Source organism: Bombilactobacillus folatiphilus, from assembly GCF_023380265.1.
GTDB lineage: Bacteria > Bacillota > Bacilli > Lactobacillales > Lactobacillaceae > Bombilactobacillus > Bombilactobacillus folatiphilus.
The window spans coordinates 1,413,947-1,432,158 of the sequence record NZ_CP093366.1 but is presented as its reverse complement, the minus strand read 5'-3'; the positions used below and the strand labels follow the sequence as shown (position 1 = coordinate 1,432,158).

The window sequence follows — 18,212 nt, the reverse complement described above, 5'->3', positions numbered from 1 at the left end:
AGCTAGTAGTAAAATTAATCCAATGATTGATAAAAAGGAGTAATGAAAATGAATTTTGACCAAGTGCATCAACGACATAATACTTATAGTATCAAATGGGACGGGGCGCAGGATGTTTATCAAAATCCGGAAGTCATTCCGATGTGGATTGCGGATATGGATTTTCAGTCGCCTAAGCCGATCATTGAAGCTGTGCAAAAGCAAGTTGCGCAAGGTATCTATGGTTATACTGTGGAGCCAGGGATGACGGAGATTCCTAGCGTAATTGCGCAGTGGCTGCAGCAACGCAATGCTTGGCAGATTGTGCCCGAAAATCTAGGTTACAGTGCGGGTGTGGTTAATGGGTTGTCCATGGCGATTCGTGGTCTGACCAAGGAGGGTGACGCGATTATTACCCAAACACCACTCTATGGCCATTTCAAGCTTGCGATTGAAGCAAGTAAGCGGCAGTTAATTACCAATCCGTTAATGAAAACCGCGCAAGGTTATCAAATTGACTGGGTCGATTTGGAAACCAAAATTCAAACTCATCATGTTAAAATGGCGATTTTATGTAATCCGCATAATCCGACGGGGCGTGTTTGGACGCCTGCAGAATTGCGACATTTTGTCCAAATTTGTCAAAAATATCAAGTGATTATTTTATCTGATGATATTCATAGTGACTTGATTCTGCCGGGCAATCACTATTCGCCCTTGGCAACGGTCTGTCCAGAATATCAAGATCATATGATTACCTTTAAGTCACCGTCCAAAACCTTTAATTTGGCAGGGTTCCAATTTGCCTACTACTACACCACTAATGAAGCTTATCAAACGGCAATGCAACAAGCAGCCAGCTATGCTTCTAACCCTGATTTGCCAACGACTTTAGCATTGCCAGCACTTAAAGCCGCGTATCAAGCAGGACAACCTTGGTTAGATGAATTATTGATTTATTTAGCTGATAATTTGCAATTTTTGACTGACCAAATCGAATCGCAAACGAAAGCGCAAGTTACGCGCAGTCAAGCCACCTATTTAGCTTGGATTGATGTCAGTTATTTGAAAGTTTCTGAAGAACAGTTACAAATGGCGTTAGATCAAGGTGGCGTGGGGGTGCAAACCAATGAAGAATTTGATTTAACGGCACAAGATGGTCTGTTTATTCGATTAAATTTTGCCACCCCGAGAACTATTCTAGAAGAAGGAATCCAGCGTTTAATTAAAGTATTACAAGATTTAGATCAAGCTTAATTTTTTGTTTGACAGTGTTCACAAATGCCTAGAACTTCGACATGATAAGAGTCGATCTGGGCATTTTTGAGTTGGTCTAAGGCTTTGTGAAAATCAGGCAGCGGAATTTCGGTTGCTCGTCCGCAAAGTTGACAGATAAAGTGACTGTGTTCCTTGGTGGTAAAGTCACATTGAAATTTGACACGTAAACCGTTATTAAACATTTTGGTTTCGACAATATCTAAATGTTGCATTTCTTTGACATTGCGGTAAATTGTTTCGTGGCTCATTGTGGGATAAGTAGCTCGCAAATGCTGATCCAATTGGGACAACGCAATGTAATAATTGCTGTATTGGACCAAATATGCTAATAAACTCCGGCGCTGTTTGGTGAGTTTGAAGTGATGTGTTTGTAAAATTTGGAATGCTAATTGTAGTTGATCCATGGTTTTCTCCTGACTGCAAAACGGTACTTGTTATTGTAGCATATCCAGCTAAGGGAGCAGGATAGACGCTATGTTGAAAATATGTTATTCTTTAAAAAGTAATTGTTACTATTTAGATGCTAAACAAATAACTGATTGCCAATAACTAAGGGAGAATTGCAGATGAGGTTCAACAAAGCTTGGTGGTGTAGTCTACTTTTCGGTGCAGTCTTGCTCATGATAACAGGTTGTCAAAACCAGACGCGAATGCAACATAAGCCATCTCAGATTCGAATTGTCACTTCCACGCCGACTTATGCGCGGATGGCCCGCCAAATTGTGGGGGATCATGGCAGTGTACAGGCCGTGATGAATAATCCTAACGCTGATCCCCATGACTTTGAACCGACAGTGAAAAATGCTAAGCAAGTGGCCGGCGCCCAATTCGCCATTTATAACGGTTTGGGTTATGACGACTGGATGACTAAATTGTTGGCTGATAATGAGCACACGAAGCAACTCAATGTGGGTCGATTACTCAAGAAAAAAAGGGGTGCCAACCCTCATTTGTGGTACGATAGCCATACTTTGGCCAAAACAGCTAATGCTTTGACGGCTGATTTGAGCCGGCAATATCCGCAATATCGTAAGAATTTTAATCGGAATCGGAATCGTTATTTGCAGACATTAGAGCCGTTGCAAACGCTCATTTATCGGATTAAGCAGCAACGTTCGCAAAAATTGGTCGCGATTAGTGAGCCGGTTTTTGACTATTCTTTAAAAGAAATGGGCTATCAAATTGCTAATCCGCAGTTTGCCAAAGCGATCGAGGAGGGTTCTGATCCGACACCGCAAGATATTACGCATTTGCAAAACTTGATTAAACAGCGCAAAATTGCTTTCTTCGTTGTTAATCAGCAAGAAAGCAGTCCGGTGATTGATAATTTGAGTGACTTGGCACAAAAACATCAAATTCCCTTGCTGAAAGTTACTGAAACGCAGCCGGCGAATCAAAGCTATGTGCAATGGTTAACCAAATATTACCGAGCAATTTTGAAAATTGAGGCGACACATGAATAAAATTTTGATCCAAGCAACTGATTTAAGTATGAAATTTGAGCAAAAAATTATTTTTCAAAAACTTTCGTTTGCGATTCGGCAAGGGGATTTTTTTTGTATTCTGGGTCCCAACGGTTCGGGCAAAACGACGTTATTACGCATTATTTTACAACAATTAACGCCAACGAGTGGAACGCTCAAGTCGGTGGTGTCATTGCGGCAAATGGGTTATGTCCCGCAATTTCGCAATCTGGATGCCGATTATCCTTTATCAGCGAAGGCCTTTGTGGCGTTAAAATTAAGTCATTCTTTACGACCATGGTTGAATCGACAAGAAAAAGACCGAGTTCAACAGGCTTTAGCGAAGACACATTTGACTGCCAAGCAAAATTTACGTTTAGGACAAATGTCGGGTGGCGAAAAGCAGCATAGTTATTTAGCACAAGCCATTGTCGATCAACCACAATTACTGATTTTGGATGAACCGACAGCCAGCTTAGATGAACAAGCCAAATTTGAGGTGATGGACGTGGTACAAGAGTTGAACCAACAAGGAACCACGGTTATTTTTATTACGCATGATCCTGAATTATTGCAACGTTATGGAAACAGCCAGCGTTTAATTTTGCCAGGAGGAAATAATTAATGTTGAGTTATGAATTTATGCAAAATGCTTTTATTACAGCTACGGTCATTTCCATCTTGTGTGGGATTATCGGGGTGTTTGTGACGGCTCGACGGCTGTCGTTTTTGACGCATACCATGTCCGAAATTGGTTTTTCAGGTGCCAGTTTTGGCTTGTGGGTTGGTTGGTCGCCCTTAAATGGAATGTTATTTTTTACCTTTATTAGTTCCTTAATTGCGGGTTTGTTTAATCGTAATCGACCGTTGAAAGGTACCGTTATCAGCTTGATCTCAGCCTTTTTTATGGGCTTAGGCGTCTTATTTTTGTCCATTTCCAAAGCCAGCGCTTCATATGCGACAAATATTTTATTTGGCAGTATTGTTGGGATCAGTCGCCACGATGTGTTGCAAATTCTCGGCATTGCAGCACTTGTTTTAATGATTTTATTTTTGCTGTACCGACATTTGAAGTTTGATTTTTTTGATGCAGTCGGTGCTCAAACGAGTATGCGCTATAATTGGGCCATTAATCTGATTTTTTTAGTGATGATGGCTTTAACGATTAGTATCGTGTCACAAATTGTTGGGTCGTTGTTAGTGTTTGCTTTGTTGACTTTACCAGCCGCCACTGCGCAATTTTTTGGCAAATCAGTGCATAGTTTAATCAGCTTTAGTATCGTGTTTGCGTTAATTGGGACTTGGTTGGGCTTATTTTTAGGCTATATCACGAATTTGCCGGTGACATTTTTTATCACCACAATTGAAACAATTTTGTATTTATTAGCCATTGGCTACCAAAAATTAGCACGACACTTTTAGTCGGCGTGAGCGTTGTGCCGCTTCCAAAAATGCATCAGCAAGTAAATTGGAACGCCAATGAATAAAGCGCCTAACCCGGCTAATAATTTGGCGGTGCTAACTTTACTCAATAACCAACAGCTGACTACAATGGCAATGAGAGGAATTACTGGTCCACCCCAGAGGTGAAATTGCTGGGGATGTAACGTTTTAGTTTTTTGAAAAACAAGCACAGCTAAACAGGTCGGCAAATATTGTGCGAAGCGTGACACCGCGCTAATTTGAGCTAAGGCACTGAAATTGCCGAACCACATGATGATTAAGGATAAACCGGTGCTGACCAGAATGGCCATAAACGGTGCATGATATTGATTACGCCAGTTTAAAATTTGCGGTAAATGCTGATGTGCTGCTAAGGCTACGGCAGCACGTGGCGTGACAAAACTAGAAGTGACGAGCAGACCGGCCATTGATAAAAGGGTTCCTAAACCCACTAAATTATAACCCGTGCGCCCTGCAATTTGGGTGAAACTAGCTTGAACGGGTACCTTGGTGATGCCTAGGGTTTTGCCCAAAGTACCGGCTGCTACAATTTGAATTAACAAATAAAGGCTTGCAACGCTGCCGATGACGAGAATAATGGCGCGGGGCAAGTTTTTTTGAACATGGCGCATTTCTCCAGCCGCTAAGACCATACTTTCAAAACCAGTAAAAGCATAAAACATTGTGAGAGCAGCTTGATTGAAGTTGGTTTGAACTACTTTTTGACTGAATGGTAAGGCGTTAATGCGATTGGGATGAATGAAAAACAGACCAATCACAATAAAAAGTATAAGCGGCGTTAATTTAGCGATCGAAGTTAAGTTAATCAACCATTTAGAAATTTGCACGCCACCAATATTCAGGAATGCGAGGAAAATTAGCAGAGCTGAGACGATCCAATTTTGATAAGGTGCCAAGTTTGGAAATAGATTCACAAGTTCTGTTTTCAAGGCAGCACTCATGGTTGCTTGGGCGATGATACAAATTGCCCAGGTTACAAAACCGACTTCAAAGCCGACAAAATTGCCAAAAGCACTTTGAGCGTACAAATATGCCCCACCGTCTTCCTTAAAATATGACGCCGCTTGTGCAAAACAAAAGGCAATGCTGGTGACCAAGCCAGCATCGAAAATAATAATGCCAAAACTGCCATTGCCCACTAATTTAGCTATTTGATTCGGCAATAAAAAAATACCCGAACCAATAATACCGTTTAAACCTAGTAAAATAATGCTGATGAATCCTAACTTTTTCTTATGCATTGATAATTTCCTCTTAATGATATTGTAGCTAGCCACCAAAAATCTGTAAATTGATTGAACCTTTTTGTGAAAAAGATCCTCAAAATGATGTTAAGATTATAGAGAAATTTTTCATCAATTGTATTAAAATAATATTTGTACAAGATTGTGATTTTATTGGCAACTTTTTGACAAAATCGATAAAGGAATTTCAGATTATGGAGAAAAAAAGAAGCGCTCATCCTATTCGTAAACGACATTTTCAAACTTCTATCATGCCTAAATTATCTTCTAAAACTTTAGTTTCACAACCCACGAAAACTCCCAAACAACATATTCCCAGCGCTCAAAGTATTTATCGTACATCTAATTTGATTTACAGTGCCGATTATCAGGTAGATCAAATCAAGGTTGCCCAGCAAGTTTATGTTAATTTGACCAAACTAGGTTGGAGTTTGAATGCGATTGCGGGTGTGCTGGGGAATATGGCCGTCGAAAGTCAATTGCGCGTGGATTTTCAAGGGCATGGTTACGGTCTATTGTCGTGGCCTGTCAAAGAGTTAGCAACTTGGTGTCAAGAATCTAGTCTGAATTATCAAAATGTGTTGGGACAATGTACTTATTTAAATGAAGAATTAACCAAGGATATCCACTTTCAAGAGACGGAACATTTTCAAATTAATGGCTTACAATATTTGCAAAGTCAGGCGCGGCCGCAAATTTTGGCGGAAGTGTTTGCACAAAATTATGCGCATTTAAATGCGAAAGTGCAGTTACAACGCGGTACGCAGGCTCAGTTTTGGTACCATTTTTTGCAAGATCCTACCAAAAATTTGGCACAACCAGCGCGTCAATATACGTTGCAGCATACGACGCCGATTAGACTGCAGCCGAAGTTGACAGGGATGATTATTGGTCAATATGCAGCTGGTGAAAAAGTGACATATATGACGACGCAAAAAATCCAGGGACAAACTTGGTTGATGTATTATAATGCTTGTGGGCAAAGTTGTTATCTTGCGGTACCAGATGGTGCTGCGGATAATCAAGAGTTAACGCCACAAAAAGTTAATACGACACAACAATATCTATTGCAAAATGATACTTTAGTTTATGAGATGCCCGATCCGAAGAGTGTGACAGTGGGGACGTTAACTTCTGGTAAAGTGATTACTTATGAACAACGCGTGACTAATGATTGGGGCGTTTGGCTGGCTTATCGGGCTGCGTCACAGCAGTTGCGTTATTTTTTGATTGAAAATGCTGATAAAAAGGCTCGTTTGTTGGATAATCAATATGAAATCACGTACCCGATGCCTGTATATAGTCGGCCAGATCATCATTTTGAAACGATTGGTCAATTACCGGCAGAAACGACCATTACCTATCAACGCCGGTTTTATCAGAATTCGTGCTGGTGGTTAGAATATCAAAGTGCGTCAGGGCAATTGTGTTATCTGATGGTGGCACATGATCAATCTGAACCGGCTGACCAAACATACGTAGTGTCTAGTTTGACAAGTATTCGCTTAACGCCCAGTTTGCAGGGAAAAATTATTGGTCACTATAATCCCGGAGAGACGGTTCATTATTTTAAACAATTACATGTCGAAGGTTATGCTTGGTTGGCATTACGAACTTCAACAGAAGCAGTCCATTATATTGCAAAACTCAATTAAAAAGCCCGAACTTTGAGTTCGGGCTTTTTTATACTATTTAAATAGTAGAAATAAATAATTATTCTGGAATTGTGACCAGATGTTCGCAAGAATGATGAGTTAACAAGTCCACAACATCATCTAAACTGATATCAACCATATTTTTTACAGCCATATTGGTGTAAAAGCCGATATGTGGCGTAATAATCACATTGTCCATCGCCTGTAAAATTTTTAGTTGATCACTAGGAAGTTCTTTATTACGCAAATCAAAATTGAAGAAATTTTCTTCACCGGTTAAAGTATCCAAAGCTGCCCCCGCCAGTTTTTGTTGTTGAAGGGCAGCAATTAAAGCGGCAGTATCGACAACGGGTCCGCGACATTCATTGATTAAATAGGCAGTTGGTTTCATCAAGTCTAACGCTTGTTCGTCGATCAAATTTTCGGATGTAGGATTCAAATCCACATGCAAGCAGATGACATCAGCTTGTTGCAAAACTTCTTGTTTGGACATGAAAGTCAAAATATCATTCAATTGGGAATTAGGTTTGGTGTCATAAGCGATCACTTTAGCACCCAATGCGTGGAATAGTTGTGCCGTGGTGCCACCAATCCGTCCTGCACCAATGATCCCAATCGTCAAGGTATGAACTTCTAATCCTTGTAAACCAGCCCAACGATAATCTTGTTGACGGACACGTTGATCGAATAATTCTTGTTTGCGAATTAACCGCATAGTATGGGTCAAAGTTAATTCAGCCACCGAGCGAGGTGAATATGCGGGAACATTGCTAATTTGTAAGTGATGCTGGGCAGCTAATTTCAAATCAATCACATCGTAACCAGCTGTGCGAGTCGTAATTTGTTTGATACCCATTTGTTCCAAAATGGGATAAACTTCGGGCTCAATTTGCCGCCGTTGTTGGATAACAATGCCGTCATATCCTTGCAATTGATCAACGGTTTGTATGGTTAATTCGATTTCTGTTGTGTCGACTTGTATTTCTGGGTGCGCTTGTTTCCATTCGGTGAAAGCTGCCTGTTCGTCATCGCGCACGCTTAAAGCTAAAATTTTCATTGTTATTGCTCCTTTTTTGCACGTTGTTGTGCAACATATTTTGTGAGATTAGACATACCTTGTTGAATATTGTCAAAACTTGTGGCGTAACTAAAACGTAAGTGGTGCTGACCACCGGGACCAAAATAAGATCCGGGAACAGCAGCAACTAAGCCGTTTTTAGCTAAGTCATAAGCAAATTCAACATCATCTTGTTGAAGATCTGGCGCAATTTTGGCAAAAACGTAAAAAGCTCCTTTAGGACTGGCGCAACTAAAACCTAAATCATTTAAATGTTCTACGATATAATCACGCCGGCGTTGATATTCTTGTTTCATCGGTAAGGCATCGTCAGGACCATTAGCTAAAGCTTCTTGGGCAGCATCTTGGATCATGGTTGGGGTGCTTGTGATAGTAAATTGATGAATCTTACTGAGTTCGTCGGTAATAGCTTTGGGAGCAGCCATGATGCCAATTCGCCAGCCGGTCATTGCATGTGATTTGGAGAGCCCAGTAATCAAAATAGTTTGATCGGGCAATTCATTAACCAAGGAAGCATGTGGTTGATCATAATTTAATTCACTATAAATTTCGTCGCATAATACAAAAATTGGTTGATCTTTGATTACTCTGGCTAATGCGTGTAATTCAGCTTGTGAGTAAGTGACACCGGTTGGATTAGACGGATAGTTCAAAATTAATAAGCGTACATCCGATCCTGCTTGTTCTAAAGCTGTCTGCAATAATTGCGGTGTTAATTTAAAACCTGTTTTTGAGGTATCCACTAAAATTGGTTGGCCACCAGCCAAGTTAACATCGTCGATATACAGGGGGAAGGTTGGTGTGGGAATAATTGCTTTGTCACCGGGGTTGAGCACGGATAAGATTGCAGTATAAATCCCCTCAGAAGCGCCTTCAGTAATAATAATTTCGTTAGGATTAAAGTGCTGCTGATATTTATTAGCCAAAAACTGACACGTGGCTTGCTTCAAAGCTGGCGTCCCGTTGGAAGGAGCGTAATGGGAACGATTATGCTCGATACTTGTCGTGGCAGCTTGCTTGATATGTTCGGGCGTATTGAAATCCGGTTCGCCCACGGTGAAATTAACAATGTGGGGAATTGTTTTGGCAAAAGTAGAAAAGGTTAAAATTGGTGAAGTCTTCACTTTCGCCAGCCTTTTGTTTAAATATTGCGTCATATCTGTCATAATAAAACTTCCTTTCTGACTTTAAAATCAAATAAAAAACCCAGCAGTTAAATTTTCACTGCTGGGCTCAAAGGTTTGATTTGGTAAGTTAGCCTTGCAGTTTTGATTTTCCTGCAAGGTGTAAGGGCAATTAAATAGACCTTTACTTCTTGCGGGTACAAACAGTTTCGTGTTTGCACTCGCTTAAAGTTGGTGCAAACACTACCTAAAGAAATAAAAGCTATAATACCAAGTATTCAACTGTGAACAGGTCAATGACATCATCATCAGAACTCCTATCTAGTTTGAATAATTTAAATTTAGTATAATTTGACGTTGCTGTCAAGTTGAAATTAATTTAATTTTAATTTGACTGGTTGGAATTTTATGGAGTATATAGAAGAAATCCAAATTTTTTGTTAGGAAAAGTGATTTTGAAGCGAAAATTGATTTGACAGACGCTAAAAATTAATCTATTCTAAACATTAAATTTTGATTAGAGGAATGGTGGACAATGTCAATTTGGAAAAAAATGACCCAAAAAGCAGATATTCAACAATACCTACAAGCTGATCAACAGTTTCAAAAAACCATGTCGGCCAAAGAATTAATGGCTTTGGGCATTGGTGCAGTGATTGGCACGGGAATTTTTATTATGCCAGGAACGGTGGCGGCGACGGTGAGTGGTCCGGCAGTCATCTTGAGTTTTTTGTTGGCAGCAATTGTTTGTGCGACGGCGGCAATGTGTTATGCCGAATTTGCTTCGTCGTTGCCAGTCGCGGGTAGTGCATACTCTTATGGCAATATTATTTTTGGTCAGTTTATTGGTTGGGTGATCGGTTGGGCGCTCATTTTGGAATATATGTTAGCGGTGGCGACCGTTTCAGTCGGTTTTTCTGCATACTTCAGTTCTTTTTTGCGAGGCTTTGGCATCAAATTGCCGCAAGCGATCTCAGGTGCTTATGATCCCAGTCACGGGACGTATGTTAATTTGGTTGCAATTGTGGTAGTTCTGTTGATTGCTTTGATGTTGTCGCGGGGCATGAGTACATCAATGAAAATTAATGATTGGATGGTAATCATTAAAATTGCTATTATTGTGTTGTTTGTGGTGGTTGGCTGCTTTTATGTCAAGCCCAAAAATTGGTCACCATTCTTGCCGTTTGGTTGGAAAGGAATTCAGGCCGGAGCTTCAACGGTATTCTTTGCTTATCTAGGTTTTGATGCGGTTTCGTCGTCAGCACCTGAAGTTAAAAATCCACAGCGCAACTTACCGATCGGCATTATTGGCACATTAGTGGTTGCCACGATTTTGTATATGGCAGTGTCCACGGTCTTGACGGGCATGATGCCGTATACCAAATTAAATGTGGCGGATCCCGTATCGTACGCACTGCAATTTTTCCATTTGAACGGAGTGGCCGGGATTATTTCCATTGGCGCCATGGCAGGCATGTTCACGATGATGGTCACAATGATTTATAGTAGTTCGCGATTGGTATATGCGATCGGTCGTGACGGTTTGCTGCCCAAATTTTTAGGTCGTGTGAATGACAAGCATTTGCCCAACCATAGTTTGTTGGTGATCACAATTATTATTGCTGTGATGGGCGGTTTGGTTGATTTAAATCATTTGGCTGAATTAGTTAATATTGGAACGTTAATTGCGTTTGCGTTTGTTTCAATTGGTGTGCTTCCCTTGCGTAAGCGCCAAGATATTCCAAATAAAGGTTTCAAAGTGCCGCTATATCCAATTTTACCCATCATTTCGTTGCTATTATGTCTGTATCTGATGACAACTTTGAAGATGATTACATGGATTTCATCATTAATCTGGTTTGCCATCGGGGTGGTTATTTATCTGGTGTACGGCATTCGTCACGCCGGTCAAAATCTTGAATAATATGTAAAAAATTAGTCATTTGCCCAAAGAGGTAGACGACTATTTTTATAATTTTTTGTGATGCTTCAAAAGTAGCAATAACCAAATGGAGCTTAATACAATGATTAAAATAATAATAAGCCAGGCACTGTGCATTTTGGAAAAAGGCAAGTCCACATTCATTCCGTAAAATCCGGTGATTACAGTTGGAATTGTCAAGGTTAACGACCAAACTGTCAATAATTTCATCGTGCTGTTCAAGTTGTTGTTGGCGATCACATTGAAAGTGTTAGAAATTTGTTCCACCACGCCCAGCTCGGTTTCGACCATTTGTTGGACCTGTTGGCCCTCAACTAAAGCATCAATCAAAGCGGCATTAATAGTTTTAGTAGCCGCGATATGTTTCACAAATTGTGTTTGAGGCAGATGTTTGATGACGCTGACATCTAAAGCAATTCCGCTGTAAAACAAGCTGAGACTTTGTTGCAAAAAAGAAAGTGAAATCAAATCTGTATTTTTAATTTTTTGCCGTAAAGCTTGCGCTAATTGATTGCGTTTTTGTGTAAATTTGTGAATGATAGGCACAAAACTATCCATTAATTTTAAGATGATATTCAAAATCAGTTGCTGCGGTTCTAGTTGTGGTTTATTGGTGGCAACTTGTTGGATTAATTGCTCAAAAAATAAACTGTTGCTTTGATTGAAGGTAAACAGGTTATCTTGGAATAAAAGTAAGCCAATCGGCTGAGTGTCATATTGTAGATCTTTAGCTTTCAGCAAATTAGGAATTTGGATAATGAGCAATTGCGTGTGCGAGAGTGGGTCGTAATCGTAGTTGGGATTTTCGTCCAAATCCGTTACGTATTTGATGATATCTGGTTTAATTTGATAAGTATTTTGTAATTCTTGCAGATCGTCAGCGTCCAGATGTTTGGTCGCTACCAGGTTCAAATTGTCTGTTAAAACAGTGGTTTGAATCATTAGTTTTACCTCAGTTCTAAGCCTGAAAAAGCCTTATATCATTTGTAATCATCATCATACTCCAAATTTGGAACTGTGCAAAATGCTAAATGTGATAGTAATAACGAAAAACAGCTTATGATTGAGGGATCACAAGCTGTTAGCGAGGGTATAAGTGATGTTGGATTGATAATCTTGGGAAATTAAATCAGCACTTGGATTAATTTTGACAGTCAAGCCTGTTTGATTTTGGCGATCAAGCTTCCATTGATAAGAATCACCATTAACGGTTTGCTTACTGTGTTCGAGAGGATAGGCTTGGTTGGTAATAATATTTTGGTTCAAAGCCAAACTAATTTGATCCGTAGCTTCATTTTGACCAGTGTCGCTTTGATAAGTGAAGGAATCGGCTTTGACAGAAACCTGCCAGTTTTTTCCTTGGAGTTCGCTGTTGCGCAAATCTTCGACTTCGACGATTTGTTTGTTCGGTGCATTCGGTTTGTAATCTTGGACTTGGTCCGAGCTATCCAAAATGATCGGACCAAAAGTCAAATTGTCGGGAATTTCCTTGAAATAAACTAAATTAGCCACTTGCGGTGTGTATTCAATGACGCTCTGCGGATGATTAGGGTTGTTATTCTGATACGAATTAATCAATTGCTCGGAAGTGTGGGTGTTAGAATTGAGATCATTTTGCCACTTACCGGTTGTACCTGACCAAGCATTGTTATCGCTAACTGTGCCACTAGTCAACGCTGTCAAACTGGTTTGGTCGTTAGGTTCAAAATGATTGTTTGGACCGAGTTTTAGCTTGTTCAGTTGATTCGTCTCTGCAAAAAAGTTGTGGGTGCTAGCATTTGCATTCATTTGGAGCTGGCTGAGGTCTAGCTTAGTTAAGTTGGCATTATGGCTGCTAAAATTGTCGAAGTTGGTTACATTTCGTGTCATGGCAAAATTGGTGGGCAAAGTCAATTGTGATAGCCCAGTATTTTGAAACATATTGGCTAAATTTTGCGCATTATTGAATTGTAAATTGCCTAAACCAATGATGGTCGTCAAGTGGTCATCATTCATAAAAAAGCCAGAAAAGTCAGTGCTAGAGTGGGTGTCCAAATCTGCTGGTAAAGTTACGTTAGTTAAATTGAACATGTTTTTGAGGAAATCTTGGGTGTTGTTTAAAGTCACCTTGGTACCGAAATGCACATTCGTGATGTTGTTAGCTTGTGTTGTCCAAGGTGCTGTTCCGGTGTATTGACCGATAGCGCTATTGCGAATATATAATTGATTATCCTTGGTGTACCACCAATTTTTTGGACTTAAAACGTTCGCGTTAGCTATTGGTGATTTTAACTCCGTTCCATTAACACTTGTGGTGGCTTGGTTACTAATGTTGTAGTAATTAGCGTTAGGATCAAAATCAGGATCCGTGACTTGAGTGGGATTAATCGTGCTAGGTGTTAGTGAGGTTACATCGGTGTCGGTTTTTAAACGACCGTAAATTTTTAAAACGTATTTGTTATTGTAAAAATAGTTAGCCGCAGTTTCATTTGTTTGTTTTAAAGCAGCGGTATTCACGGTAGCAGTAATTGTGTTATCAGCACCAAAATTCAATTGAAAAAGTCGATCTGCGCCGGAAACAGTGTGGTCATTTTGATCTACCACGCGGGTATTTTGGTGGTCAATGTCAAGATTGGCATTAATCTTATCAGTGATTGTAAAAGTGCTGTAAGGACGGCCAACTTTTTCCAGCGGCGCAATGTCTTGCTGGACGGTGAATAATGCATTATATGGTGCATTAAACTCGGTCGCATTTTTTCCTGCTTTTTTCGGATTAGTTGGCGTATATGAAAAAATATTTTGATCAGTGTAGTTAATTCCAACCGTGGCATTTTTGGAGCCGATGCTGGGATCGTCGAATCCATATTCAAATGCCTCGTTGGTGTCACTAGCAAACCGCATAGTAAATTGGGTATCCATATTTCCAGCTTTGTCAGTGCTTAGGAATTGATAAGTGTCACCTGTTTGTTTGAATCCAATTTCGTTGGATGCTGCACCTTGATACTGATAATAAATCGTGTCATTATTTGGTGTTAAATCCGGCGTAACCGTTAATAGTTTGGCTTTATTAATGCCGGTGAAATTCCAATAACCTTTGACAGTTACGCGATTTTTGGTGCCAGCTTCATAAAAGGTAATTTGATTATGAGCAGCCCAACCGCTACCACGTGACCGCAAATGAAGGTTCAAAAAATCATCTTTGTTGATTCCCACGGCACCATAACGTTCAGAACTAGTACCCGGCAAATGAAAAGTGGAATGGACTTGCATATCTAAATTTTTGCCGTTATAAGTACCCACATTTTTATAGATAACGGTGACACCTAAATCAGTGGCGTTGTTTTCTGCGGACAGCTTTAAATATCGATGTCCTTTCATGTGTGGGTCGTTAAAATCAGTCGTGATCTCGCCCTTGGTGTTGGCATCATAAACAAAAGAATCAATGGTGGGTTCAGCGCTAAAATGTGGACGAAAGGTGTAATCTTGATCGCTGACGGTCACACCTGCATCAGAAACCGGATGTGCCGCGGCCAACTGATCAATACTTTGAAAATTATCAGGTAAGGCCGGCAAAATTTCGTCATCATCTAAAATTGCTGAAGGATCATCTGATCCTAAAATATCGGCTTTTACGGTTGGAAGATAGACAATACATAAGATTATCAGAGCAATAAGGCTCAAAGCGGGGGATAAATTAATTTTAAATCGGGTCACACCCTGCATAAGAAAACTCCCTTTATTGATTGGTAAAGTTATACTAATATAAAAAGAATTGTAATTATAATATTAAGCTCATGAAATTATAAGAAAAAGTCTGAACACTAATCTCAAAGAGATTAGCGTCCAGACTTTTGGTTAAGACCAATTTAGTTTAAGAATCGATATCGTTGGGAGTCACTTTGGTGCGACCAGCGGCTGCGGCCTTTTGAATGGCACGAATGATATCACTATCGCTCGCGGCTTTTTCTTGAATGCCTTGGGCACTTAACTCTTGCCGTGCTTTTTGAATGTCACTGTCAGTGATTGCTTTGCCGTTGGCTGTCTTATTCTTGACGACGTCAGTTTCACCTGGCGCTCCCGTCACGTTTGCGGTATCGCTATTTTTTGGATTATTGTTGGTTTGTTGGTTGCTTGGATTGCTGTTACTGTTATTATTTTTACCCGGTAAATTTTGTGAACTGCTGAGCAGAATTTCGACCGCCTGTTGATATAAGTCACCATAATATTTTTGATGGAAAGTATCGTCTTTCACCAATTGCACGGTCTGTTGGTAAGCACTTTGATAATTATTTTGGTCGTTAGCTTGATCAATTTGCTCTAATTTAGCATGAAAATCGTCACGCTTTTTCAACACTGTTTTGACAATTTTGAGCTGCTTATTAGCAAATTTGGTTAAATCTGATGACCCGTTTTCAACTTTTTTAGCAGAATTTAACGAATTTTTGGCGTCAGCAAAATGATATTTTTGCATGAACATTTCAGCTCGCTTGAGATCGTGAGCCTGTCTTTGATAAGCATTAGCCTTTTTGTCACTGCTTTTAACGGCACTAGCGGATTGATAATATGCTTCGGCCGCTTGGAAATCGTGCTTGTCGGCGGCATTTTGGGCTTTGTCCATAATCGTCGTATAACTTTGATTTTGCTTGTTTTGACTGGATTGTGAGTTAGATTGACAACCAGTTAAAGTAAAAATGCCCGCCGTCAGTAAAACAATGGATAATAATTTTTTTTTCATTGATGAAAACCTCCGATGCCATTAGTATAACATGGTCGTTTGGGGGGATAACTTTGGTGCAACAAATTTCACAAAAATATAAAGTCTTTGTAAAATTCGCCATTAAAATCTGCGCGAAATAGTGATGGTTGGTATAATAAGAATAAGAATGCAACAATGGAGGACAAAAAATGGCGCAGGGACAGGCTGTGGTGCAATATTTAGATGCACAAATGAACGAGCTATTGCCAGCAGAACAGTTAATTGGGACAGTGGGGAGTGCAATTGAATATAAAATTCCCCAAATTGACGGCTATGTTTACTTTATGAAAATTGAAAGAACTGCAGAAGAAGGACAGCCGCTGCTATTTACCGAGGATCAAGTTCAACAAATTGAATTGCGTTATCAAACTAAGGCTCAATATCAAGAAATGGTTGCTTGGTCCGATCAACAAACTAAAGATCATGATCGTTTGCGGATTCGAGGTCAAGCAGGACAAGAGATTCCAATCGTTAACGCTATGAATCAGCCGCAATCGGATACCTTGATGTCTGGACTTTACTTGCAATTTTATCAACAAAAAAAATTATCCCAAACGACTTTGTATAATGTCGGTGTTGATCAATGGGTCCGCGCAGAGGATGTACAGTTTGATTTGGAACAAAACAATGATGATAGTTATGGTCCGCTGACTACGGCCATTGCGGCTACTGCTCAAGTTAGCATTCCTGAAGGTACCCAGGTGGCTTTGTGGCAAATTGACCAGCAGAATTTGACGGCGCAGAAGTTGCTGGATCAGTTATTAGATAATGGCAGTCAGATCACTATTGATCGGCAAATTCAAGTTAATCAAGATTTGTTTTATCACATTGTGGATAGTCAGTGGATTAAAGCTAAACGCGTCAATTTGATTTAAAAATTGATGTTGAAAATAAAAACACAATTTAGTTATCAAAAATTTAATTCGTGTTATAATGTGTATGTAAAAGAAAAAGCCAGCGCTGGTAACACTGACTTTTCCTAAGTAAGCTGCTTTAAAGGCAGTAGCATGGTTATAAAATTTTTAAAGTCATTCCATAACTATCCTAAAGTTGAATGGAACGGCTTTTTTGTTACTTGTGATTCATGATTGTGGCAACAAGTGTGCCAAAAGCAATCATAATCATCAATACTTGATAAGTATTCAAGTAATGCTGTGAGCCTTTCGTCAGATTTCTTCCGTATTCTCATACGCAAGCACCTCCTTGAGAACAAACAGCTACCGCCCATAAAACTTCTTACAAAATTAATTATAGCAAAAATCCAAATATTTATTTGAGTTAATTTCTTTTTTATTTCCACAAATCTATTCAAAAATTAAACATTATTGTTCAATTTCCGAACTTTCTCCTATACTTTTATTCGAAAATGCGTATAATAGATAAAATTATATTATTTACAGGAGGTTAGCGAAGTTAATGAACATGTCGTTACCATTAAGTGAAATTATTTTGCGGCTATTGCTGTCAGTGTTGTGTGCAGGTTTGATTGGCTATAATCGCCAACAGAAGAACCATTCAGCAGGAGTGCGGACGCATATTTTGGTGTGCGTTGGGGCTTGTATTATTGCCTTAATTCAAAAAGAGATTGGGTTTAATGCCCTGAATATGGCGGCCAAATATCCGCAGTATTCCGGCGTTTTACGTGCTGATGATGCGCGGTTGATTGCGCAAGTTGTCAGTGGTGTCGGTTTCTTGGGTGCTGGGACTATTTTGGTACAGCATCATGTGGTTCGTGGTTTGACCACGGCAGCTAGTTTGTGGACAGTAGCGGGCTTGGGCTTAGCGGCAGGTATGGGCAATTACGATATTGCGATTGCTGGGACGATTGTGATTTTTATTGTGCTTGGTTTTTTGAAGCGGGTCTTACACATTACACCAGTGAAAAAGATAATGATTGAATATCGTCACAAACGTGAAACTAAAGAATTTATTCAGGAGTACTTTAATCAGCATAAGATTACTGTTCGTGATGTGAACTTTAATGTTAGTCAGAGTGATCCAGAACATCGCGTTTATACGAACATTTATGAAATCGAAATTCCTAACAAAATGAATTATTCCGATATTATTGAGGATATTTCGATGAATCAAAATGTGATGTCGATTAAAATGATTAGTGTTTAATTTTTCTCAATTTAATTTGCGTTTTTAATGATTTACACTGGAAGTTTTGGAGTTGGATGTTTATAGTAGATAGTGTATAGTTAATTTATCTGATGTTCTTCGGGGAAAATTGATTTGTTGGGAGGC

General features: G+C 39.6%; 16 protein-coding genes. 8 read left to right on the top strand and 8 right to left on the bottom strand.

The window, feature by feature from the left end; genetic code table 11:
* The first annotated feature begins 48 nt into the window (after positions 1 to 48).
* On the top strand, positions 49 to 1,236 hold the full coding sequence (locus MOO45_RS07200; RefSeq protein WP_249514235.1) for a MalY/PatB family protein: 1,188 nt from the start codon (positions 49 to 51) through the stop codon (positions 1,234 to 1,236).
* On the opposite strand, the gene MOO45_RS07195 is transcribed toward MOO45_RS07200, so the two are convergent.
* The gene (locus MOO45_RS07195; RefSeq protein ID WP_249514234.1) at positions 1,233 to 1,661 is read right to left on the bottom strand and encodes a Fur family transcriptional regulator; all 429 of its coding nucleotides are present in this window, start codon (positions 1,659 to 1,661) and stop codon (positions 1,233 to 1,235) included. The genes MOO45_RS07200 and MOO45_RS07195 overlap by 4 nt on opposite strands.
* 162 nt (positions 1,662 to 1,823) lie before the next feature.
* Here MOO45_RS07195 and MOO45_RS07190 point away from each other — a divergent pair, with 162 nt between their 5' ends.
* Genes MOO45_RS07190 through MOO45_RS07180 form a run of 3 tightly spaced genes read left to right on the top strand, consistent with a single transcriptional unit; the run spans position 1,824 to position 4,142 of the window.
* Positions 1,824 to 2,720, top strand: coding sequence for a metal ABC transporter solute-binding protein, Zn/Mn family (locus MOO45_RS07190; protein WP_249514233.1), 897 nt, complete (start codon positions 1,824 to 1,826; stop codon positions 2,718 to 2,720).
* Positions 2,713 to 3,345, top strand: a complete 633-nt coding sequence (locus MOO45_RS07185) for an ATP-binding cassette domain-containing protein (RefSeq protein WP_249514232.1) — start codon at positions 2,713 to 2,715, stop codon at positions 3,343 to 3,345. The genes MOO45_RS07190 and MOO45_RS07185 overlap by 8 nt, the downstream gene beginning before the upstream one ends.
* Positions 3,345 to 4,142: a metal ABC transporter permease gene (locus MOO45_RS07180; RefSeq protein WP_249514231.1), complete on the top strand. Its 798-nt coding sequence runs from the start codon at positions 3,345 to 3,347 to the stop codon at positions 4,140 to 4,142. Before MOO45_RS07185 ends, MOO45_RS07180 begins: the two co-directional genes overlap by 1 nt.
* Here the strand turns inward: MOO45_RS07180 and MOO45_RS07175 are convergent.
* A complete protein-coding gene (locus MOO45_RS07175; RefSeq protein ID WP_249514230.1) occupies positions 4,139 to 5,425 on the bottom strand; it encodes an APC family permease in 1,287 nt (428 codons plus the stop codon). The genes MOO45_RS07180 and MOO45_RS07175 overlap by 4 nt on opposite strands.
* A 197-nt stretch (positions 5,426 to 5,622) precedes the next feature.
* Between MOO45_RS07175 and MOO45_RS07170 the strand changes: the two genes are divergently transcribed.
* On the top strand, positions 5,623 to 7,083 hold the full coding sequence (locus MOO45_RS07170) for a phage tail tip lysozyme (RefSeq protein WP_249514229.1): 1,461 nt from the start codon (positions 5,623 to 5,625) through the stop codon (positions 7,081 to 7,083).
* Between the two features lie 58 nt (positions 7,084 to 7,141).
* Here MOO45_RS07170 and MOO45_RS07165 read toward each other — a convergent pair whose 3' ends face one another.
* Complete coding sequence (locus MOO45_RS07165) at positions 7,142 to 8,140, bottom strand: D-2-hydroxyacid dehydrogenase (RefSeq protein WP_249514228.1); 999 nt, start codon at positions 8,138 to 8,140, stop codon at positions 7,142 to 7,144.
* Positions 8,141 to 8,142: 2 nt separating this feature from the next.
* Positions 8,143 to 9,327, bottom strand: a complete 1,185-nt coding sequence (locus MOO45_RS07160) for an aminotransferase class I/II-fold pyridoxal phosphate-dependent enzyme (RefSeq protein ID WP_249514227.1) — start codon at positions 9,325 to 9,327, stop codon at positions 8,143 to 8,145.
* Positions 9,328 to 9,820: 493 nt separating this feature from the next.
* Between MOO45_RS07160 and MOO45_RS07155 the strand changes: the two genes are divergently transcribed.
* On the top strand, positions 9,821 to 11,209 hold the full coding sequence (locus tag MOO45_RS07155) for an APC family permease (protein ID WP_249514226.1): 1,389 nt from the start codon (positions 9,821 to 9,823) through the stop codon (positions 11,207 to 11,209).
* A gap of 45 nt (positions 11,210 to 11,254) precedes the next feature.
* Here MOO45_RS07155 and MOO45_RS07150 read toward each other — a convergent pair whose 3' ends face one another.
* The 3 genes from MOO45_RS07150 to MOO45_RS07140 all read right to left on the bottom strand — a co-directional run bounded on the left by MOO45_RS07150 (position 11,255) and on the right by MOO45_RS07140 (position 15,941).
* Positions 11,255 to 12,169, bottom strand: coding sequence for a magnesium transporter CorA family protein (locus tag MOO45_RS07150; protein WP_249514225.1), 915 nt, complete (start codon positions 12,167 to 12,169; stop codon positions 11,255 to 11,257).
* A 129-nt stretch (positions 12,170 to 12,298) separates the two neighbouring features.
* Complete coding sequence (locus MOO45_RS07145; protein ID WP_249514224.1) at positions 12,299 to 14,929, bottom strand: hypothetical protein; 2,631 nt, start codon at positions 14,927 to 14,929, stop codon at positions 12,299 to 12,301.
* A gap of 148 nt (positions 14,930 to 15,077) precedes the next feature.
* The gene (locus MOO45_RS07140) at positions 15,078 to 15,941 is read right to left on the bottom strand and encodes a hypothetical protein (RefSeq protein WP_249514223.1); all 864 of its coding nucleotides are present in this window, start codon (positions 15,939 to 15,941) and stop codon (positions 15,078 to 15,080) included.
* A gap of 170 nt (positions 15,942 to 16,111) precedes the next feature.
* Here MOO45_RS07140 and MOO45_RS07135 point away from each other — a divergent pair, with 170 nt between their 5' ends.
* Entirely contained in the window at positions 16,112 to 16,837 is a 726-nt protein-coding gene (locus MOO45_RS07135) for a MucBP domain-containing protein (protein WP_249514222.1), read from the top strand.
* Positions 16,838 to 17,033: 196 nt separating this feature from the next.
* Here MOO45_RS07135 and MOO45_RS08195 read toward each other — a convergent pair whose 3' ends face one another.
* The gene (locus MOO45_RS08195) at positions 17,034 to 17,081 is read right to left on the bottom strand and encodes a hypothetical protein (RefSeq protein WP_396022431.1); all 48 of its coding nucleotides are present in this window, start codon (positions 17,079 to 17,081) and stop codon (positions 17,034 to 17,036) included.
* Between the two features lie 297 nt (positions 17,082 to 17,378).
* Here MOO45_RS08195 and MOO45_RS07130 point away from each other — a divergent pair, with 297 nt between their 5' ends.
* Positions 17,379 to 18,086, top strand: a complete 708-nt coding sequence (locus MOO45_RS07130; protein ID WP_249514221.1) for an MgtC/SapB family protein — start codon at positions 17,379 to 17,381, stop codon at positions 18,084 to 18,086.
* The last annotated feature ends 126 nt before the right edge of the window (positions 18,087 to 18,212 follow it).